A 20471-nucleotide genomic window follows, 5' to 3' on the forward strand; every position below is an offset into this window, starting at 1 on the left:
TAATTTTCAATAAAAAGCAGTTCGCACCCATGAAAAAAGAGCAGATGCATACATCTGCCCTTCAATCATTTCCTGTTCCATTGATGTTCAAAAAAAGAACTAGACCATATCCAGCGGGACTTTGCGCCCCGGTGCGGGGAAAGCCTCGTTGATCCGTTCCAATTCTTCAGCCGTCAGGACGATGTCCATCGCGGCGGCATTGTCTGCCACATGGTCCGGCTGCACCGCTTTCGGAATAGCTAGCACGTCACCGTCTCGTATAACCCAGGATAGCGCAATCTGGGCCGGTCGCACCGATCGGGCCGAGGCGATATCTCGAATGACCGGGTGCTCCAACAGATCCCGGCGCAATCGTCCCCCTTGGGCAAGAGGACAGTAAGCCATAACGGGGATCCGGCGCTCCCGCTGCCACGGCAGCAAATCATGCTCGATCCCGCGCGAAGCGGCATGGTACAGCACCTGATTGGCAGCGCACTGTTCTCCGCCGTGTATGCCCCATAATTCTTCCATGTCTTCCGTATCCAGATTGGAGACGCCCCAACGCAAAATTTTGCCGGACTTCTTCAGCCGCTCCAATTCCTGCACCGTCTCTTCCAGCGGTATATGACCGCGCCAATGCAGCAAATACAAGTCGATCCGATCCGTGTTCAACCGTTTCAGGCTGTTCTCGCAGGCGGTCTGCATGTGCTTGCGACCGGCATGATGGGGATACACTTTCGAAACGATAAATGCTTCGTCCCGACGGCCCTTTATAGCCTCGCCCGTCACTTCTTCCGCTCTACCGTCGGCATACATCTCCGCCGTATCGATCAGCGTCATGCCCAGCGCCAGTCCGCTCTGCAGCGCTCTCACTTCATTATCGCGTTGATGGATGCTTTCGCCCATATACCAAGTGCCTTGCCCGATGGCCGGCAATTCCGTTCCATCGGGAAGCCGCACCGTTCGTGCTTCTGCTTTGTTTCTGGTCATGTGTCTTCCTCCTTTTCCCGCCTGTTCAGAGCGATATTGGACGATTGGATTGAATGATGACCCTATACGCTTTTCCAGCGCCGTGGCGGAATTTCATCGAAATCAACCGCATTCAAGCCATATCTTCTAGGATTCGGCACCCCGTGAGCAATTCCTTTTCCGCAAACTTTACTTGATTTTAAAGTGTTGTCCAGGTCGGCGCATTGATTTATGATAAATGGAAAGGTCAGGAAAATAAAACAATGGCAGGAGGAGACACATTGAGCAAACAGCGTGGCATTACGCCGGAGGATCTATATCAGATTACATGGGTCCATGACCCAATTCCCTCTCCCGATGGCACTCGGCTTGTCTACGTTAGCCGCAGGGTCAATGAGCAGCAGGATGGCTATGTATCCCGCTTGATGCTTTTGGAACTGGATGGGCTCAAGGATAGGCCATTCACCTCAGGTACGCGTGATCACTCGCCTGCCTGGTCGCCGGATGGAACACGGCTGGCCTTTCTGCGGGAACATGAAGGCAAAACCCAAGCGTGGCTGATTGCTGCCGATGGTGGAGAGGCGATTCGGGTCACGCACCTTGAACAAGGTGTCAGTTCCCTGTGCTGGTCGCCCGACGGTTCGTCCTTGCTCGTGAAATCATCCGTAAAACCGGATACGGGAGCCGGAGAGGATGCGGATGAACCGGACAAACCGCTGCGGGAACTCGTAGTGGATCGAATCCGGATGAAATCCGATGCCAGCGGGTTGTGGAATGGGCAGCGAGCTCACCTCTTTGTTTTACCTGTAGACGGAGGCGAATCCCGGCAGGTCACTTCCGGCCATTTCGATGTGGCTGACTATGCATGGTCACCCGACGGGTCCAGCATCGCCTGGATCACCCAAATGCCAAAGGCGGGCGAGGACAACAACGACTTTTCAATGACTAACCATGTTTACCTTGCCCGTCCGGACGGTTCGGATGTCCAGCAACTGACGCCGGAGGGCTATCAATTCAGCCGTTTGGCCTTTGCGCCGGATTCAGGGTCCATCGCGCTGTTTGCCAGCGACCGTTCTTATGGCAATGCCACGCTCACCAAGTTATATGTCCTTCCTGCGTCAGGTGGGGAACTTCGCTGTGTGAGCAAGGATTGGGATGTTCAGCTCGGTCATGCCATCGTTGGCGACATGCGATCAACACTTACCACGACCGGACCGGTATATACACGGGATGGCTCAACGATTTTGTGCCTGGCCACCGTTCATGGCAGCGTACGCGTTGCCCGATTCCCGCTGGATGGACGTCAGGGGGAATACCTGCTGCCTGCGGAAAAGGAAATTTATCAGTTCGCGGAATTGCCTGACGGATCGATCATTGCCGCTCAAGCCGATGTCCTGAATCCGGGTGATATTTATCTGTACGAACACAGCAAAGCATCGGAACAGGAGCCTGTGCAACTGACTTGCAGCAACCCGCAATTGGGGAAAGAAATCGGTGTCTGCACTCCTGAAACGTTTTGGTTCGATGCTTCGGACGGACTGCGTTTGCAGGGATGGATCATGAAACCCGCACATACGACCAAGGACGTCAAAGTGCCAACCATTTTGGAGATCCACGGGGGTCCGCACATGATGTACGGCTTCACGTTTATGCATGAATTCCAAATGCTCGCCGCGCAAGGTTATGCCGTCGTCTACCTTAACCCTCGTGGCGGTTTGGGCTATGGGCAGCAGTTCGTTAACGCATGCCGCGGGGATTACGGAGGCGGGGATTATCGCGACTTGATGGAAGCATTGGACTACGCTTTATCCGCATACCCGTACATCGAAGAATCCCGATTGGGCGTAACGGGAGGCAGTTACGGCGGCTTCATGACCAACTGGATCGTTGGGCATACGAACCGCTTCAAGGCCGCAGTTACGCAGCGCTCCATCTCCAATTGGCTCTCCTTCTACGGAGTCAGCGATATCGGATACTATTTCACGGAAGACCAGATTGGCGGCAACGCTTGGGAAGATACGGAAAAGCTGTGGAAGCACTCCCCTCTTGCTTATGTGGGACAGATCCATACGCCGCTGCTGATTTTGCACGGAGAGCAAGACCTCCGCTGCCCGATCGAACAGGCAGAACAGTTATTCATCGCCTTGAAGCGACGCGGGCAAAAGACGCGTTTGGTCCGCTTCCCCGGCGCGAATCACGAACTGTCCCGCGGCGGCAATCCGTACCTGAGAGTGCGGCGGCTGGAACACATCGTCGGCTGGTTTAACGAGCATTTATAAAATATCGGCAAGATGAACAACCACCATACGGGTGATCTCCTATATTTCGGAGGATGCCTTGCGGTGGTTGTTTTTTTGGCGCCCTGTAATGCCGCACAAGCGAATAAACCCCCTTGATTTTGCAGATACAGGATATGACCTAAACCTATGGGAGACGGTTGCGCAATCGACGAATTTATCAGATAATAGTCTGTCGATTAGTGTCGCAAGAACGGATCTGAAGGGGGATTTTCCATTGAAAAAGAATACATTTGACGAACCGATTAATCGGCTTGCCTCCGGTTCGGAAAAATGGGATGCGCTGGAGGAAATATTCGGCGTCGCGGACGCGCTGCCGATGTGGGTCGCAGACATGGATTTCGCTGCGCCGCCATCTGTCGTACAGGCACTCCAACGCCGCGTGCAGCATGGGGTCTATGGTTATACTGTGCGTACCCGTGATTATCACGAGGCTGTGCGGGGCTGGATGCAGCGACGTCACGGCTGGCACATTCAGGACGAGTGGATCGTGTTTACGCCGGGAATTGTGCCGGCTTTGAGCATTGCGGTGCAGCGTTTCACCGAACCGGGAGATGCCGTCGTTATCCAAACCCCGGTATACGCGCCATTTTACCAGGTAGTGCGCGGCCAGGACCGGGAACTGATGACCAACCCGTTAAAACTGGAAAACGGCCATTATTCCATGGATCTGGAGCAACTGGAATCCTGCCTGCAAACCGGACGTGTCAAAATGCTAATTCTGTGCAGCCCGCATAACCCGGTTGGACGGGTTTGGACACGGGAGGAATTGGAAAAACTGTCCGAGCTATGCCTGCAATACAACGTGCTCATCGTTTCGGACGAAATCCATGCCGACCTTGTGCACCAACGCGGAACGCATACTCCGCTTTCGCTGGTTTCGGCCGAGATCGCCGAGCGAAGCATCATTTGCACAGCCCCAAGCAAAACGTTCAACATTCCGGGGCTTAGCACCTCCAACATCATTATTCCGAATGCCAAGCTTCGCGAGATATTCAGCCAAGGCGTGCAAACGATGGGGCTATCAAGCATCAGCACCTTTGGCGCCGTCGCCACGGAAGCGGCATATAACGGTGCCGAAGACTGGCTGGACGACTGCCTCATGTATGTCCAAGGAAACATGGAGTTTGTGCAGCAATATGTCTCCGAGCATTTGCCGCAGGTGGGGGTTCATCTCCCGGAAGCAACCTACCTGCTGTGGCTCGATTTTCGTGCCTTGGGCATTCCCCAGGAGCAGCTTGTTGACCTGTTGTTGAATGAGGCAGGACTTGCCTTTAATAGCGGGACTGCCTTCGGTTCCGAGGGGGACGGATTCATGCGGATGAACGTGGCCTGTCCGCGTTCCACGGTGGAAGAAGCGATGCGCAGGCTTCATGCACTTATACGTCGACTGGAATCCTCGAAGTAAGTGGACTCAGAATGGGAAACCCGCCATCTCCATACCGGAAAATGGCGGGTTTCCCACGTTATACGAAGGCATACGCAATACGAAGGCATCGCGCATTCATTGGCTATGTTTCTCGATAAACCGCGCTGCGGCGTGCAATGCCTGTTTGCCGCTGGCCGTGTCCAGCGCAAATTGATAGTCATGGCCCAGCTTGGCCGTTGAAGCCGAAAAAAAGAGCGTTTCGGTCTCCACTTCCAGCCGTTTCAACACTTGGGCAAGCTCGACCGACTGAACCGTCAAAAGGTCCTTATTCCCCGATGTAATAAATGCAGGCGGAAAATCCTTCGTAACCTGCAATACCGCGGACATCTCGTTCAAGCGCGGATATTCCTCGTAATCCTTCATACCCGTATACGACCACAGGAACGTGCGCATGAACGGGAATCCGGTTTTGCCGACCGTGCTCAGATTGTACGGACCGCAGTACAGAAGCACCCCTCTTAATTGTTCCGCATCAACGGCGGGATGAATATCCATCAACCTGGCCAAGGACGGGTTCGTGATCACGGCTGCCATCTGGCTGGCGATCTGCGCACCCGCAGAATTGCCGGCCAAGAACAGTTTGGATGCATCGCCGCGAAACTCGGCTGCATGTTCCTTCACGTAAGCAAGCGCCTGATTGGCCTGCATGACAGGCGAGGGATATTTTTTTTGGGGCGCCAGTGCGTAATTCATGCTGACGACGACGTGACCCCGCTTCGCCAGTTCCGCTGCATAATGGGCAATCTGTCCTTTATCCCCCATAACCCAGCCGCCGCCATGGATCCATACAACGATGGGCAGCCGCTTCTTCGCCTCGGTTGGATAATACACGTCGAGCGTGCTATTGTCATGCTCTTGCCCATAAACGACATCTTGCAAGCGTGAAACACCCGCTCCTTTCATGAAGCGTTCATCCAATCCATGGTCAGGCGAGGCAAGGCGCATAACAGACTTCATCAAAAAAACATTTACCTTCGGTGTGATGTGTCCCATAGCCCAGAGTCCCAATGCGAACAATGCCAAAACCAATGCCGGAAGCCAAAGCATTTTCCTTGCAAACATAGGCCGATCCCGTGGACTCGATTTCAACTTTGACTGCAAAAGCTTCACCCCAATTCATTCCTTGAAGCGTTCCTTAACATTCAAAGTTGTTTACGCACAGGCAGCCCCTTAGGTTTCCGCGGTCACATCTGTTCTTCTTCGCTTCGCCTTCTGCAGCGTATCGTTCAAGAACTTAACTGCTGTTTTACCTTCTGGTAAACAGCCGTCACCTTCAGCTCCAGTTCATGAATCCGCTGTTGCGAGCCCGACCAATTCTCAGCGGCGGTGGCCAATGATTTGGCATCGGTTAATGTTCGGGCAGCCTGTCCTGTCTTCATCGTCTGCTTCAACCTCTGCAGGGCGCTGGAGTACCGTTCCTTGGAAGAGCTTGCCTGCCGTTTGGCCGTTTGAATCTGTTTTTTGACGGTGTCGGCGCTCGCAAGCCCGCTTCGCAGCTGTTTCATTTTTGCATTTTTTTGTTTGCGTGCATCGGCCAGTTTTTGTTTCTTCCCACGAATGTCCTGTCTTGCCAGCTGCACGACCGGTTTCATGCTCTCCACCTGTGTCCGGATGGCAGCGGTCCACTCCTTGTTCTTTGCCGCACGGGCTGCCTTAAGCTGTTTGTTAAGCGTTTCATATAGCTTGAACATCGGGGCGTAACGTGCTTCTGTTTGCTTCACCTCGCTTAGAAGTCCGTCCAGTTTGGCTGCATCCGTTTGTCGGATCGCCAAACGCAACCGATCTGCCTCGGCTGCATTGGCGGCATGGAGCACCTTGATTTTCTGCTCCCATGCCTGTTTCCGGGCTACCCACATTCCCGCATGCCCGTATGCTTCCTTCAAGGCCGTGCTCGTCTTTGCATCCGCTTGTCCAAGCACTTTGTCCCACGCTTTCTGATAGGTCGGGCTCAGCTCAAGCCCCGAAGCCTCGGCACCGGTGGGCGGCCAAACGAACATCGTCAGGCCAAACAGCACAAACCATGCCGCGCAGACGGTAATCATGCGGCGAACACGCGGTTTACCCGCCTCCTTGCCCTTGATTGAGCGATGATTCGATACAGCCGTACGTGCATTCCCGTTCAACGTTTTCATTAGCTCTCGTCCTCCCCGATAGAAGTATTGAAATGGGAGCATGAATTGCTCCAGCTGCAATGAATCGGCAGTATTAAACAACAAAAAAACACCCGCATGACAGGTGTGTGATTACTACCTGTGTCATACGGGTGCTTCCCCATAAGCCGTTCATTGCCGTGATTCGCCTTCATATTTGTTTGGCGGCGAATCACGATCATCTTTTTCTAATATATTCCATACCACTCTTGCAGTCAAGCCTGGTTGGAGCAGCCCATGACCGGGAGAACCCTTCCCGGAGCCTTCATGGGTTACTGCTCAGCCAAGATTTCTTTCATTTCCTTGGTCAAATCTTCCTGTTTGAGCATCATGTAGATGCTCTCGCCCCGATCGACGTTCAGCTTGATGTGGTAGACGACGTCCTGATCGGTATAAAATGCCGAACGCTGGCGCTCCAGCAAGTCGCCGATGATCTTTTTGTTATTGGTCGCGACCTGCTTGCTGCCATCGGGACTTCCATTCATAAAGTTTTCCTCTGCATACACCCATTTGAACTTGCCCGGACTGTTGATCTCCTCTTTCACAAATTGCGCGGACGAAATTTCATCGGGGGATACCTCAAGTTGTTCGTACTGCCCATGCTGCTTCAGCCATTCGATGGTTTGTTTGTAACTCGGCTTAATTTCATAATACGTCATGGGTACCTGCTGGTTTATGGATGAAGCGTCGGACAGTGCATAAACCTCGACGTTGAATTTTGGACTCCATGGCGTTAACTGATCGTCATAAGTCTGATTCAGGACATCCTGCTTCAACAAGGCCTTGAATTCGCGGATCTGTCCGGGATTACTGATATAGGCCTTGCGGTTTCCGCTGACGTTGGAACTCAAACCGATGCTTCGCACGTCCCCATCCAGCAAATCGGTAGAATACGCGACGCGTTTATACTCGTCGGTCTCTTTGATCGCCTTCAATTCCTGCCTGAATTCCTCTTCGGGAATCTGGTATTTGCGCTGCATGGTTTTGCCGTTATCCAATTGGTAATTGATCATCACCGTTTCATCACGGAGACGATCCATGCTCGACGAGTTGGCCGGCAGCGGAAGATCCGACGTAACGATTTTTTCATGAAGTGCCAGGACGGCGCCAATATATTCCGGATTATCGGAGTATAAGTGGCTGTCATCGCTTTTCAGATACACGCCGTCTACATAAACGTAATAATCCCCGCCAAGCTTGACACTCTGAACCTTTTCAGGCTCAGGCACTCTGGAAGCATAACCGTTCCAGTCGGCGACCGGCACGTACAGAATCAGTCCTGCCACGATGCCGTAAACGGCAAATTGGGGCAGAAGCCTTGTGTCCCAAATCAACCAGGTTTTGCGAATAATCATTTCGGCTCCAATATAACCGACAATACCGCCTAGAACGTATCCCATGATACCCCAACCGGATGAGCCCTCAGGAGAGATCACTTCAAAGTAAGCTCCACCGATCAGCACCAGCGTGAACATGAACCCGAAACGGAATACCGGCTTCACGATCCGGAACGTCACAGCTTGCGTAGCCGATTCAACTTTCCTGCGTGCATATAACACGTAGCTGAGCAAAATGAATATAACGGTTAGAATTCCGTATATCGTCAGTTCAATCGTGTACGGGGGAACGCTGCTGATCGAAGCCACCCGTGTCACAAGCGATATTTTTTCGGCGTAACGTCCGATGGCTTCGCTCGGAAAACCAAGCAGATAATGCTGCAAATGAAGTTCGAAAACGCCCCAAACGACGACGGGCAGCAACAAAATGGCATATACCGTAAGGCCTTGCAGGACCGTTTGCCCGATGCACATGCCGATCGCTACGGTCAACATGAACATGAACAGGGTATAAATCGTCATGCTCAGGCCCCACATCCATATCTCTGCACCGCCAAAAATAAACGCCGGTTCCGCCTGCGCGGCCCACACCCACCCTGTTATGCCCACGGTCAACCAGATCGGCACCAGAAGCAGGATGAACCCGCTGAACAGATTAACCGTAAGCAGATGCTCGCGGCGCAAAGGCAGGCTGTGGAACAGATCCGCCGGTCCACCGGATTGCAGATACCGGAAAATAAACAGTCCGGCAACAACCGGAAAAGTGATCGCAAATAACAGCTGCGCCTCGCCATTGACCAGGAAAAGGCTTGCGATCTCCTGCGGCACCTCCCTGTATTCCGTGGCAATATGAAGCGGCACGGCAAACAGCAGCGCAAACAGATATAAAATGCCGATCCAGCCGTGCTGCCTGAAATTTTGGATCAGGATGCCCCGGTTAAAGTACAATCGGTTGAATGTCATACCCCGCATCCTCCATTTCATAAATGAATATTTCCTCCAGCGTCAAGGGCAGCACATCCAGCAGATACGGCTCGAACGCCCGAAAGCTGGCCGTCACTTCGTCGCGATTCCCCTTGACGATAAACAGCGAGACGCTGCCGCGTTTCTCTTCGTGCAAAATCTCCAGCTGCCCGTCAAGCGCATCGGCATGTGCCGGATCGCGGAAAGCCACCTGTATTTTGTGCGTGTCGGCCTTGAGGTCGTCCAAATCGCGTTCCACGATGATGCGGCCTTTGTGCATGATGGCAACATGGTCGCACAGGTCCTCGATTTCGCGCAAATTGTGGGATGAAATCAGTATGGTCACCTGACGCTCCGCAGCTTCCTGGAACAACAGGTTTTTGATCTGCTGCCGCATGACCGGATCAAGTCCGTCGATCGGTTCGTCCATGAGGAGAACGTCAGGCATGCAGCTGAGTCCGAGCCAGACAGCGGCCTGGCGGCGCATGCCTTTGGACATGCGGTGCAGCTTGCGTTTCCTGTCCAATTTGAATACATGGCCGAGCTGTTCGAAGCGCTCCTCGTTCCAACGCGGATACGCGCTGCGGTAGAAGGAAGCCATCTGCATAATCGAAGACTGGGGAAAGAAATAGGGAGCATCCGCCATAAAGATGACGCGATCCTTCAGGTCCAGATTCTCATAAATCTCCCTGCCGTCGATCCGGACCGTACCGTGATCCTGGCGATAAATGCCTGCCAGAATTTTAAGCAGGGATGTTTTGCCTGCGCCGTTGGAACCGAGCAGTCCGTAGATCGATCCTTTATGTACCTGCATCGTTACGCCATCAACGGCCTTCTCATGCTCGAATGCCTTGATGACCTGATTCAGTTCAATCATTCGGCTCCCCCTTTTCAATCCGGGCCATGGCCTCCTGGAATAGAAGCGCAATATCCGCCTTGGTCAAGCCCGCATAGCTGGCTTCGGCGATCAGTTTTACCAAAGACGCTCTGATTTCATCCCTCATGGCTGTATTCGGATGTTCCACGGACGATGATACGAAGCTCCCTTTTCCCTGCAATGAGTATATGAAACCTTCGCGTTCCAGCTCCCGGTAAGCCTTCTGGACCGTATTCGGATTCACCGTCAGTTCGGTCGACAGACTGCGCACGGAAGGAAGCTGCTCATCGGGTTTGAGAACGCCGTATACGATCATTTCTTTGAATTTATCGACCAGCTGTTCATAGATCGCCTTACGGCTGCGCACATCCAATTCGAACATCCCGCACCTCCTCTCTGAAATAGGTAATACACCTACACCCAATGCTGCTGCCGAATTCAGAGCCGGATTGGATGGATACGATTCAAGTGTATTAACTGTACTATTATTATTAGTACACCCCATACAGTATGTCAACCTTAACTTTTGACTTCTCATCGGAATCGCGTTATTTTTAAGATTGAATATGAATAAAGTAACATAACATTTTACTTTGACTAGGTTCGCCATTTGTGCGGATTGGCAGGAATGCCATGGAATTTCATACGCTTCAAGGTTGTTCTCCGCTTTTGGATTCCGTTAATATGGAGAAGAGGACATGCACTGGCATGACGTGTACTGTCCAAATACGACTATTTCAGTCTAAAAGGGAGAACCATCGATGAATTCGTCAAATGAAGCTTCGACTCATATAGGACAAACCGCTCAAGCACCGGGCGCTTCCGTGCCCCGCGTATTAATCGTCACCGCCGTCGACGCGGAAAAGGAGGCCGTGCTGCGCGGTCTGGGCGACAACGCCGCCGCGCGCTTCGAAGTGATCGCTGCGGGGGTCGGCCCCGCCTCCGCCGCAGCGGGCACTGCCGCTGCGCTGGCCTATGCTTCGCCGGCCGCGGCAGCAGTGCCCGGACCGGGCAGCCCGACCGACACCGCTAACCCACCGGCGCCCTATGCGCTGGTGGTTAGCGCGGGCATCGGCGGGGGCTTTCCCGGCCGGGCCGCCGTCGGCTCCCTCGTGGTAGCCGACGCCATCGTTGCAGCCGATCTGGGCTCGCAGACGCCAGACGGCTTCCTCAGCGTGGACGAGCTCGGATTCGGCTCGTCCATGGTGGCGGCGGACGCTGCGCTCGCCGCCCGGCTGCGCCAGGCGCTGGAGCGTGCGGGGCACGCGGCCAGCGGCGGCACCGCGGTCACCGTATCCACGGCGACCGGGACGGCCGAAATGGCCGCGGAGCTGCTGCGCCGCGTGCCGGATGCCGCCGCCGAAGGCATGGAGGGCTTCGGCGTGGCTACGGCGGCCGCGCGGTTCGGCATCCCCGTGCTCGAGCTGCGCGGCATTTCCAACGCGGTCGGCCCGCGCGACCGTGACGCATGGCGCATCAAGGATGCCCTGGATGCGCTCCAAACCGCCAGTTCCATTCTCAGGGAGGTACTTACATCATGAAGATCGCTTTTTCCCCTTGTCCCAATGACACATTCATTTTCCATGCCTGGGTGCATGGCCTGATTCCGGGCGCGCCCGAGCTGGACGTCCGCTATGCCGATATCGACATCACCAACGGTCTGGCTGCCAATCCAGGCGGCCCGGACGTATTGAAAATTTCCTACGCCGCGCTGCCATACGTGCTGAACGAGTATGCCCTGCTGCCTGCCGGAGGCGCGCTTGGCCGAGGCTGCGGACCGCTCGTGCTGACCGCAAACGGAACAACCGATCCGGCCTACTTGTCCGGACGCCGCGTTGCCGTTCCGAGCGAAAAATCAACGGCCTACTTGTTGTTCCGGTTATGGGCGGCACAGAATGTTCCCGGCGGCGTCGGCGAAATCGTCGTCATGCCGTTCGACCAGATCATGCCTGCAGTCCGCGACGGCCAGATCGATGCTGGCCTCGTCATCCACGAAGCCCGCTTCACGTATCCAACGTACGGGCTGAAACTGATGACAGACCTCGGCAGCTGGTGGGAGAGCGATACAGGCCTGCCGATTCCGCTCGGCGCCATCATTGCGCGCCGCGGCATGGATGTGCAAGCCTTGGCCGGATGGGCTCGTGCTTCCGTCGAATATGCCTGGGCCAATCCGGAGGCATCCAAGGCATACGTCATGGAGCACGCCCAGGAGATGGACCCCGACGTCGCTGCCCAGCATATCGCCCTGTACGTGAACGAGTTCAGCGCCAACCTGGGCGAGGACGGTTACGGCGCGATCACTGCCCTGCTTGGGCGGGCCATGAAGGAAGGGCTTGTTCCCGAATTTGATCTAAATCTGCTGCGCAATTAAACAAAATGGGGCTGGAATGACATAAGTGGTCACTCCAGCCCTTTCCTATAAACGTTGTATATTCTAACAAACCTGACGCATCTTATTTGGCCGCATTTCGCCAACATTATTTCTAACGAACTTTAGACACCCTATTAACCGGAATTCGGGTCCGAATTGCTCATTTTGTCTCCAATAAGGTGTCCGAGGTTCGTTAGCCATTTTCATCATTGAAAATCTGCAAAATAAGGTGTCTGAGGTTCGCTAGAGCTCTGATTTATAAAACAAGTGCTGGAACTGCGTCCACTTCAAAAATGGAGCAACCCCAGCACTCATTTCAAAACTCATGACTACCGTCTGCGTGCACTTCGCACCCGACATTTACTCAAATTTATAACGTAATCCCCATTGACCGCGAATGGTATCCATCAGCTTCATGATTTCCAGCGATTCTTCCAGCGGGATGACCGTGCTCTCCGTGCGCCCTTCCAAGATGCAGCGACCGGCTTCCTCAGCCTCGAAAGCATAACCGATGCAAGTCCGATCATCTTTAAACGTTTTCGGTTCGTCCTGACCGGTCTGGTGCAAATAGGCCTCTTTGCCTGCAAGGAAGAATGGCAAACGAATGTAACCCTCGGTACCGTAAATGACCGCTTCATTGCTCAGGTTGAGCCGCACCGCGCCATTCAGCGAAGCCGAGCGCCCGCCCGGGTAGGACAACAACACCGAGAACTGCTCGTCCACGCCGGTTTCGCCGATATGGGCCGTGCTCCACACATTCTGTGGTTGCTCGCCAAAAATCATCGACGCAAATGAAACCGGATACACGCCAGCGTCCAGCAAAGCGCCTCCGCCCAAATCCGGATTAAGCAGCCTGCTCTCCGGTTCCCAGCCGATCCGGAAACCAAAATCAGCCTTTACGAGGCGTACCTCGCCGATCTTCCCTTCGGCAATCCATTGTTTAGCCTGTACAACGGGCGGCAGGAAACGGGTCCACATGCCTTCCATAAGAAAAAGCTTGTTCTCCCGCGCCGTTTCAACCAGCTGCTCCAGTTGGCGGGCATTCATCGTGAACGGCTTCTCGCACAACACCGCTTTTCCGGCTTCCAGGCAGGCGAGCACGTTTTCTTTATGAAACGGATGCGGCGTCGCGACATAAACGATATCCAGTTCCGGGTCCTGCAGCATTTCGTTGTACGAACCATAACTGCGTTCAAATCCATGCTCTCCCGCAAATCGGGCTGCACTTTCCTCCGAGCGCGAAGCCACGGCATATTTTGCCGCATTTCCCGCATGGGCAAGATCTTTCGCAAATTGGGAAGCAATCCAGCCTGTACCCATAATGCCCCAATTTACTTGATTTCGTCCGGCCGTGTCTGTCATGATATATCCTCCTTGTCATGGATCATCGAAATACGGATGTTCAACATTATGATTCCACCCCTTATGGCACAAGTCGAAGACGACTCCCCTTTATCTTACCAAAAACAACCTTTTGTTGCAGTTGCTTTCCGAAGCCGTCACGGACGGCGATTTTCATTGCTCATCATTTTTGCTAAGATGATTAACATCATGTTGGAAAGGACGTATGCGGCTTGTCTACATTAGTATCCATCCATCAGTTGGCCAAAGTGATCGGCACCGAAGAGCAGCGCCTTCTGTTCAGCAGCGTTGAGGCCGCGATCGATCAAGGCGAACGGATCGCTGTACTGGGCGCTTCCGGTCAAGGGAAAAGCACGCTGCTTCGCATCCTCGGCCTGCTTGACGCGCCCAGCGAAGGCGACATGCTGTATAATGGCATCTCCTATCGCGCCTCCGATCCCCGAAACTGGCGCATGCGCATGACGTATGTCGCGCAGCAACCGGTGATGCTTGCAGGCAGCGTGGAGGATAATTTGAAAACCGTGCATCTGCTGCATCGCAAACCGTACGAAAAAGAACTCGCCGTCGAGCTGCTGGCCGGCATGGGGCTTGCCGGGCTTGATCTGCACAAGCGGGCCGGTGATCTGTCGGGCGGGGAAAAGCAGCGCGTCGCGCTGATCCGCTCCTTGCTGCTGCGTCCCGAAATCCTTTTGCTGGACGAGGTTACGGCGTCTCTGGACCTGGTCAACGCAAAGCTCGTGGAAGCTCAGCTCACAAGGTGGAGCAAGCAGGAAGGAACTTCGCTGGTATGGATCACCCATGACCAGGAACAAGCCCGCTCCTTCAGCGACACCGTCTGGTTCATGGGCAATCACACGCTGCTGGAGCGCCAGACCACGACCCGATTCTTTGCCGCGCCGGAAACGGAGCCTGCCCGGCAATACCTTTCACAATCCGATTCCGCCCTGAAGGCAGATTAAGGAGTGGTGCACTTATGTCCATCTTTGCATTAAGTTTCACGGTTGTGTTTATCATGATTACCATGCTCGTCTCCGTATGGCAAAAGCTCGGGCTCGAACGCGACATTGCCGTGGGCACGGTTCGTTCGGCCGTTCAACTGCTGCTTGTCGGTTATGTGCTGCAATTCATATTCAATACCGATCATCCGATCCTCATCGTGGCCATCGTCGCTTTCATGATTATGGTCGCCTCGTTCAATGCTGCCAAACGCGGCAAAGGACTACGACGGGTCGGCCTGCATATTGCCATTTCGCTCGCCGTGACGGAAATGCTTATGATGGGACTGCTGCTTGGCCTGCACATCGTGGAGCCGACGCCGCAATACATCATTCCGCTCAGCGGCATGACCATCGGCAATGCGATGGTGGTTGCAGGACTGTTCTTGAACCAGATGAAACGCGAAGTCGAGACGTCCAAAGGCGAAATCGAAACGCTGCTCGCTCTTGGAGCTGCCCCCAGACGTGCTTTCCAGGACGTGCTGAAGCGGGCTGTCAAAGCAAGCATGATTCCAACCATCGACGGCATGAAAACCGTTGGTCTCGTTCAGCTTCCCGGCATGATGACAGGCATGATCATTGCCGGCGCCGACCCTGTTGAAGCAGTACGTTATCAGATTTTGATCGTGTTTGCCTTTACCAGCTCCGCCGCGATTACCAGCATCATTCTAAGTTTGCTGACATACAGGCAATGGTTCACTTCCGATATGCGGTTGCGTTCCCTATAATCGGCTTTCATCCATTTTTCTAGAGGAGGATTCGCTCATGTTTACTAACCAACCTGATTCTTTAGGAGCTGATTCCTCCGGATTGGCCGTTTCCGTTTCCCATTCGTCACATGCATCCAGACGGCACACCGAATCGAAGAGTACGCCGGAAGCCTTGGTTCAACCCGATCTGGACGCATTCCTGGCCAATGCCCTGATCGAACTTCGCCAAGCGGTACGCATCGCGAACGACTCCGGCATCGATTGGAGCAATCCTTTCCCGGAACGGCATGTTTTCATTTATCTGCATAAATTTGCAGGCAAGCTGATCGTGGATGGCGCGGAACAATCGGTCGCCCGCAAATCGGCTTACCTCTGCCCCCCGGGAGCCCCTCTGAAGCTGATCGGCGATGCGGACCAAGAACTAGAGATATTCGTGCTTGCTTTCGATCTGTTCCGTGCAATCGAAAAGACGGATGCAAGGCGCACTTACGAGCGAGAGTCCGATTTTCCGGTAAAAGGCTGGATTCGGGGTCCTTTTTACGGCATACAGCGCATCGCCTCCCAATTGGCGGAAAATGCCGAACTGGGTGAATTTAAACGCCAACGGCTGATCACCGATCTGTTATGCATGCTGTGGGCCCAGGAAGAATCGGATGCCCCTGCTCACGATCAGGAACAACCGGATGCTTGGCTCCATGCCACGATGCAGTACATGCGAGATCAATACATGCACGAGATCAAATTGGAGAAACTGGCCGACATTGCAGGCATGCATCCATCGTATTACTCCCAGCTGTTCAAAAGCCGGATGCATAAAAACCCTATTGAATACCTGACCCATCTGCGGATGAATCGTGCCAAAGAGCTCATGCTGACCTCGGACCTGCGCATTCGGGACGTTGCGCGCAGCGTCGGATACCGGGACGAATTTTATTTCAGCCGCCGCTTCCGCAGCCACTCGGGATTCGCACCGACCATCTATGTCAAACAAGTGCATCGAAACGTCGTCTCCCTGTCTTATCCATATACGGATCATTTGATAACGCTCGGCATCACTCCCTGTGCGGCGCAAATCCAGGGGCAGCTGCCCCATTTGCCCAAATCACTGACCTTGCCGTTCCATGCTCACGAGCCTTGGGAACAAGGACGCCAGGCCTTCCTTGACGTCAAGCCCGACCTGATTCTGACCAAGGACAATGCTGCGGCCAAAGCGCTGGAACATATCGGGGACATCGCACCGATTATCACCATTCCCTGGAACAAAACAGACATGTTCGGCCATCTTCAAACAATAGCCGGCATCATGGACCGTGAACATGCCGCAAAGGAATGGCTCGAACGTCATGACCGCAAGGCGGAGCGCGCCCGCAAACGCATCCGGGAGACGTGGGGACAGGCTGCCGTAGCCGTCTGCACCTTGACGGACAAAGGACCGCGAATGTACAGCAACCGCAATTTCGGCCATGTGTTCTACCGCAGCCTGCATTTGACGCCGCCCGATCGAATCCGGGCTGAACTGGCAGGCAAACCGCCGGGCGTCGGCTTCAACTGGTTGCCCTTTACCCCCGGCGAATGGGATGGCCTTGAAGCGGACATCTTGATCGTAGCCATCACCTCCATGCAGGGCCGCGCAGCGGTGCTGCAGCAGCTTGCAGCCGATCCGCGCTGGCAGCGTCATCCTGCCGTACGCCATGGGCGCGTGCATGTCATTGATTGGAATTCGTGGGTGGTGTATGCTCCTTATTCCATCAACCTCCAGCTGGATGAGGCCGTTCAGCTGTTGACGGGCAAAGCACCGATTATGTAATCTGAAAAATATCCATCCCGAACATCTTAATTTATGTCATGTACGGGCATGAATTAAGATTTTATAATGATCTCTAATTGATAATGATAATCAATAACAGCAGCAATGCTTCGTTGTGCTGGCAACAAAGGAGTGACCCGCATCCAACATCCTGCTTGGCCAAATCGGAAGCCCAACTCGTCCAGAAATGCGGCAACGGTTGGACTGATGTTCTTGTCTGCCCTCGCCGTCCTGCTGATGATCCTGTTCGTCTCGATCTCGCTTGGAGCCAAATCGCTGACGCTGGAAACGGTGTGGGCAGCCATATTTCAATATAACCCGGCGCTGACGCCCCATCAGATCATCCATGAGCTGCGCCTGCCCCGGGTCATTGCCGCGGCTGTCGTCGGCGCTGCCTTCGCCGTTGCCGGTGCGCTCATGCAAGGCATCACCCGCAATCCGCTTGCGGATACGGGCGTGCTCGGCATCAATGCCGGCGCATCGTTTATGGTGGCGCTCAGCTTTGCCCTGTGGCCCGGCTTGCCTTATGCCTGGCTGATGGGCATTTCCTTTGTCGGCGCGGTCCTGAGCACGCTGTTTATTTTCATCCTTGGCTCGGCTGCGCCGGGCGGGCTGTCATCGATCAGGCTCACGGTGGCCGGGGCCATCGTCGCGGCCATGCTCAGCTCCCTGAGTGCAGGCATCGCCATCTATTTCGACCTCAGCCAGGACCTTGCATTTTGGTATGCCGGCGGCTTTGGCGGCATGGAATGGCGGCATGTCAAACTCATCGTTCCGGTATTGCTGATCACGCTGCTGCTTACCATGCCGCTGGCCCGCCGCATATCGCTGATGTCCCTCGGGGAAGAGGCTGCCGTCAGCCTGGGCATCCGCCTGCGCTGGACGCGGATGCTTGCGCTCGCCGCCGTGGTCGTGCTGGCAGGCGTGTCCGTCTCCGCCGTCGGCTCCATCGGTTTCGTCGGACTGGTCATCCCGCATATTTCCCGCAAACTGGTTGGCGTCGATTATCGGCTCATCATTCCGATGTCCTCGCTGCTCGGAGCCATTCTGCTGGTGCTGGCCGATCTTGGATCACGCATCGTCAATCCGCCGGAGGAACTTGCCGTAGGCATCATGGTCGCCTTTGTCGGCGTGCCGTTTTTCCTCTATCTGGCCCGTAAGGAAAGGAGGGCCTTATAGTGGACCGAAACCAAAATCAAAACCAAAAGAACGCCGCTTCGCGCACACGACGATCCATTACGGTCAGCCTGATCCTGTTGGCTATCGCCTGTGTCGTCATTATCGTCAGCCTGAACACGGGCACGATTCGCCTGTCGCCCCTGGCGGTGCTGCAAACCCTGTTTGGCGGCGGTTCAAAGGCGAACCATATCGTACTGTTCGATTATCGCCTGCCGCGCATTCTGATCACCGTGCTCGCCGGAGCTGGTCTTGGCGTGGCGGGTGCTGCGTTGCAGGGCATCACGCGCAATCCGCTGGCCGATCCGGGCGTTCTGGGCATTCACGCGGGTGCAGCGCTGGGCCTGATGGCGTTCGCCAGCCTTTCTTTTTCGATGGACAGCTCTGTCGCATTGTTGATCCCGCTGTTTACCTTTGTGGGAGGCATGCTCTCGGCATTGATCATCATGCTGCTCGCCTATGATCGCCATAACGGGGTATCCCCCATCAAACTCATTCTGGTGGGAATCGCCGTTGCGGCTGGATTTCACGCGCTGACGTTGTATTTGTCCCTGCGCCTCGATGAGGACACCTACTCCTTCGCGGCTCGCTGGCTGGCGGGAAGCGTCTGGGGACGGGACTGGATCCACGTCGCCGCCCTGCTCCCCTGGATCTTGCTGTGCATCCCTTACGTCTGGAGCCGTTCCAAAACACTGGACGCCCTAGGGCTTGGGGATGCCGCCGCCACGGGAATCGGCACGGCCGTAAAATCCCAGCGCATATGGCTGCTCTTGTGCACGGTCGCCTTGTCGGCCGTCAGCGTGTCGATGGCGGGAGGCATCGGCTTCATCGGGCTTGCGGCTCCGCACCTGGCACGGAGGCTTGTCGGCCCGATGCATCGCCACTTGATTCCGGCTGCCGGATTGATCGGCATGGTCATTCTCGTCGCAGCCGATACGGTGGGGAGAACCCTTTTTCAGCCCAATGCGATTCCTGCCGGAATTGTCGTTGCTGCACTGGGCGCACCCTATTTCCTGTATTTACTCGTCCGCACGCGTTAATTCCTATTCCAATGAAACCAAGGAGATTTCGAATATCCATGATCAAGAAAAACCTGATGTTATCCATATGCGCCGTCCTGCTGCTTCTGCTGGCAGCATGCGGCAATGCAGGCACGTCAACCAACGCTGCCGACAACCGTTCTTCCAATGCCTCCTCGGGACAAGCGGGTGACCGTCCTGCTTACGATTCCACCGGCGAACAACGCATCGCGTCCATGTCGATCCACCTGACCAACGACTTGCTCGCATTGGGCATTACGCCCGTTGGTTCAGTTATTGGCGGCGAGGCCAAAGCCTTCCTGTCCCATGTGGTCGACCGTTTGCAGAACACGACGCCCCTGGGCCCGGTCAAAGACCCCGATATGGAAGCCCTGCTCGCTTTGAAACCGGATGTCATCTACCTGGATGAGGAATTCTCCGGCGACGATCAAGCCAAATTCGAAAAAATCGCGCCGGTTCACGTCTTTAACCTCGATGATGGAACATGGCGCGACCATTTGAAAGCCATAGGCAAACTGGTGAACCGCGAAAAAGAAGCCGATGCGTTCATCGACCATTACGCCAAGGAAACGGAAGAAGTGAAATCGCTCATCCATAACAAGATCGGCGACGGCAAAGTCATGGCCATTCGCGTGACCGCCAAGGAATTGCGCGTATTCAGTACAGCTCGTCCAATGGGACCGATCCTGTTTGACGATCTCGGATTGACCCCGGCCAACGGGATTACCGATATGGATACCTCGAAGCCCTATCGGGTCATCTCTCGCGAGGTGCTGCCGGACTATGATGCCGATGCCATCTTCGTTGTGGTGAATTCGGATGACGAAGCGAAAAACATGTTCGCCGAGCTGCAAAGCAATCCGATCTGGCAAGGCCTGAAAGCCGTCAAAGCGGGACATGTATACACCATCGGCGCCCAGCCATGGCTCGACTACTCCGCCATCGGCAACCAGATGGCGATGGATGAAGCCAAAGAAATGTTCTCGAAATAACAGCAGGGCCAATGAAA

Annotated in this window: 18 protein-coding genes; 10 read left to right on the forward strand and 8 right to left on the reverse strand. The window is 54.7% G+C overall.

Annotated elements, in window-relative coordinates; translation table 11 throughout:
* Window positions 1-99: 99 nt before the first annotated feature.
* Window positions 100-969 carry an aldo/keto reductase gene (locus tag L6H98_RS23775; protein ID WP_236420167.1) on the reverse strand — a complete coding sequence of 290 codons (870 nt, stop codon included), beginning with the start codon at window positions 967-969 and terminating at the stop codon, window positions 100-102.
* A gap of 260 nt (window positions 970-1229) precedes the next feature.
* Between L6H98_RS23775 and L6H98_RS23780 the strand changes: the two genes are divergently transcribed.
* Window positions 1230-3227, forward strand: a complete 1998-nt coding sequence (locus L6H98_RS23780) for a S9 family peptidase (RefSeq protein WP_236420168.1) — start codon at window positions 1230-1232, stop codon at window positions 3225-3227.
* A 235-nt stretch (window positions 3228-3462) separates the two neighbouring features.
* Entirely contained in the window at window positions 3463-4653 is a 1191-nt protein-coding gene (locus L6H98_RS23785) for a MalY/PatB family protein (protein ID WP_236420169.1), read from the forward strand.
* 96 nt (window positions 4654-4749) lie between these two features.
* Here the strand turns inward: L6H98_RS23785 and L6H98_RS23790 are convergent, their stop codons facing one another.
* From L6H98_RS23790 to L6H98_RS23815, 6 genes are all read right to left on the reverse strand, one after another.
* Entirely contained in the window at window positions 4750-5631 is an 882-nt protein-coding gene (locus tag L6H98_RS23790; protein WP_236420170.1) for an alpha/beta hydrolase, read from the reverse strand.
* Window positions 5600-5794, reverse strand: a complete 195-nt coding sequence (locus L6H98_RS23795) for a hypothetical protein (protein ID WP_236420171.1) — start codon at window positions 5792-5794, stop codon at window positions 5600-5602. The genes L6H98_RS23790 and L6H98_RS23795 overlap by 32 nt, the downstream gene beginning before the upstream one ends.
* Before the next feature lie 106 nt (window positions 5795-5900).
* The gene (locus tag L6H98_RS23800) at window positions 5901-6806 is read right to left on the reverse strand and encodes a hypothetical protein (protein WP_236420172.1); all 906 of its coding nucleotides are present in this window, start codon (window positions 6804-6806) and stop codon (window positions 5901-5903) included.
* 290 nt (window positions 6807-7096) lie between these two features.
* Window positions 7097-9124 carry a hypothetical protein gene (locus tag L6H98_RS23805; RefSeq protein ID WP_236420173.1) on the reverse strand — a complete coding sequence of 676 codons (2028 nt, stop codon included), beginning with the start codon at window positions 9122-9124 and terminating at the stop codon, window positions 7097-7099.
* Complete coding sequence (locus tag L6H98_RS23810; RefSeq protein ID WP_236420174.1) at window positions 9099-10001, reverse strand: ABC transporter ATP-binding protein; 903 nt, start codon at window positions 9999-10001, stop codon at window positions 9099-9101. Before L6H98_RS23810 ends, L6H98_RS23805 begins: the two co-directional genes overlap by 26 nt.
* Complete coding sequence (locus tag L6H98_RS23815; RefSeq protein WP_236420175.1) at window positions 9994-10383, reverse strand: GntR family transcriptional regulator; 390 nt, start codon at window positions 10381-10383, stop codon at window positions 9994-9996. The genes L6H98_RS23810 and L6H98_RS23815 overlap by 8 nt, the downstream gene beginning before the upstream one ends.
* 379 nt (window positions 10384-10762) lie before the next feature.
* Here L6H98_RS23815 and L6H98_RS23820 point away from each other — a divergent pair, with 379 nt between their 5' ends.
* Together L6H98_RS23820 and L6H98_RS23825 are read left to right on the forward strand one after the other, a co-directional pair.
* Window positions 10763-11542 carry a futalosine hydrolase gene (locus L6H98_RS23820; protein ID WP_236420176.1) on the forward strand — a complete coding sequence of 260 codons (780 nt, stop codon included), beginning with the start codon at window positions 10763-10765 and terminating at the stop codon, window positions 11540-11542.
* Window positions 11539-12372: a 1,4-dihydroxy-6-naphthoate synthase gene (locus tag L6H98_RS23825; protein WP_236420177.1), complete on the forward strand. Its 834-nt coding sequence runs from the start codon at window positions 11539-11541 to the stop codon at window positions 12370-12372. The genes L6H98_RS23820 and L6H98_RS23825 overlap by 4 nt, the downstream gene beginning before the upstream one ends.
* A gap of 360 nt (window positions 12373-12732) precedes the next feature.
* Here the strand turns inward: L6H98_RS23825 and L6H98_RS23830 are convergent, their stop codons facing one another.
* Complete coding sequence (locus L6H98_RS23830) at window positions 12733-13734, reverse strand: Gfo/Idh/MocA family oxidoreductase (protein ID WP_236420178.1); 1002 nt, start codon at window positions 13732-13734, stop codon at window positions 12733-12735.
* Window positions 13735-13946: 212 nt separating this feature from the next.
* On the opposite strand from L6H98_RS23830, the gene L6H98_RS23835 reads away from it, so the two are divergent.
* The 6 genes from L6H98_RS23835 (at window position 13947) to L6H98_RS23860 (ending at window position 20454) form a co-directional block, all read left to right on the forward strand.
* Entirely contained in the window at window positions 13947-14693 is a 747-nt protein-coding gene (locus tag L6H98_RS23835) for an ATP-binding cassette domain-containing protein (RefSeq protein WP_236420179.1), read from the forward strand.
* A 14-nt stretch (window positions 14694-14707) separates the two neighbouring features.
* A complete protein-coding gene (gene fetB / locus L6H98_RS23840; RefSeq protein ID WP_236420180.1) occupies window positions 14708-15457 on the forward strand; it encodes an iron export ABC transporter permease subunit FetB in 750 nt (249 codons plus the stop codon).
* A gap of 37 nt (window positions 15458-15494) precedes the next feature.
* Window positions 15495-17246: an AraC family transcriptional regulator gene (locus tag L6H98_RS23845; RefSeq protein ID WP_236420181.1), complete on the forward strand. Its 1752-nt coding sequence runs from the start codon at window positions 15495-15497 to the stop codon at window positions 17244-17246.
* A 207-nt stretch (window positions 17247-17453) separates the two neighbouring features.
* Window positions 17454-18425 (forward strand): iron ABC transporter permease, encoded by a 972-nt coding sequence (locus tag L6H98_RS23850; protein ID WP_236420258.1) that lies wholly within the window; start codon window positions 17454-17456, stop codon window positions 18423-18425.
* Entirely contained in the window at window positions 18425-19462 is a 1038-nt protein-coding gene (locus tag L6H98_RS23855; RefSeq protein ID WP_236420182.1) for an iron ABC transporter permease, read from the forward strand. Before L6H98_RS23850 ends, L6H98_RS23855 begins: the two co-directional genes overlap by 1 nt.
* A gap of 41 nt (window positions 19463-19503) precedes the next feature.
* A complete protein-coding gene (locus L6H98_RS23860; RefSeq protein WP_236420259.1) occupies window positions 19504-20454 on the forward strand; it encodes an iron-hydroxamate ABC transporter substrate-binding protein in 951 nt (316 codons plus the stop codon).
* Window positions 20455-20471: the final 17 nt, after the last annotated feature.

It is taken from the genome of Paenibacillus sp. JJ-223, assembly GCF_927798175.1.
Lineage (GTDB): Bacteria > Bacillota > Bacilli > Paenibacillales > Paenibacillaceae > Paenibacillus > Paenibacillus hubeiensis.

Excerpts from the sequence above, each read along its gene's own strand:
- L6H98_RS23795 (WP_236420171.1), bottom strand. The coding sequence starts at position 5,794 with ATGAATTGGGGTGAAGCTTTTGCAGTCAAAGTTGAAATCGAGTCCACG.
- fetB (WP_236420180.1), top strand. The coding sequence starts at position 14,708 with ATGTCCATCTTTGCATTAAGTTTCACGGTTGTGTTTATCATGATTACC.
- L6H98_RS23830 (WP_236420178.1), bottom strand. The coding sequence starts at position 13,734 with ATGACAGACACGGCCGGACGAAATCAAGTAAATTGGGGCATTATGGGT.
- L6H98_RS23815 (WP_236420175.1), bottom strand. The coding sequence starts at position 10,383 with ATGTTCGAATTGGATGTGCGCAGCCGTAAGGCGATCTATGAACAGCTG.
- L6H98_RS23790 (WP_236420170.1), bottom strand. The coding sequence starts at position 5,631 with ATGAAGTCTGTTATGCGCCTTGCCTCGCCTGACCATGGATTGGATGAA.
- L6H98_RS23810 (WP_236420174.1), bottom strand. The coding sequence starts at position 10,001 with ATGATTGAACTGAATCAGGTCATCAAGGCATTCGAGCATGAGAAGGCC.
- L6H98_RS23820 (WP_236420176.1), top strand. The coding sequence starts at position 10,763 with ATGAATTCGTCAAATGAAGCTTCGACTCATATAGGACAAACCGCTCAA.
- L6H98_RS23850 (WP_236420258.1), top strand. The coding sequence starts at position 17,454 with ATGTTCTTGTCTGCCCTCGCCGTCCTGCTGATGATCCTGTTCGTCTCG.
- L6H98_RS23775 (WP_236420167.1), bottom strand. The coding sequence starts at position 969 with ATGACCAGAAACAAAGCAGAAGCACGAACGGTGCGGCTTCCCGATGGA.
- L6H98_RS23825 (WP_236420177.1), top strand. The coding sequence starts at position 11,539 with ATGAAGATCGCTTTTTCCCCTTGTCCCAATGACACATTCATTTTCCAT.
- L6H98_RS23845 (WP_236420181.1), top strand. The coding sequence starts at position 15,495 with ATGTTTACTAACCAACCTGATTCTTTAGGAGCTGATTCCTCCGGATTG.
- L6H98_RS23805 (WP_236420173.1), bottom strand. The coding sequence starts at position 9,124 with ATGACATTCAACCGATTGTACTTTAACCGGGGCATCCTGATCCAAAAT.
- L6H98_RS23800 (WP_236420172.1), bottom strand. The coding sequence starts at position 6,806 with ATGAAAACGTTGAACGGGAATGCACGTACGGCTGTATCGAATCATCGC.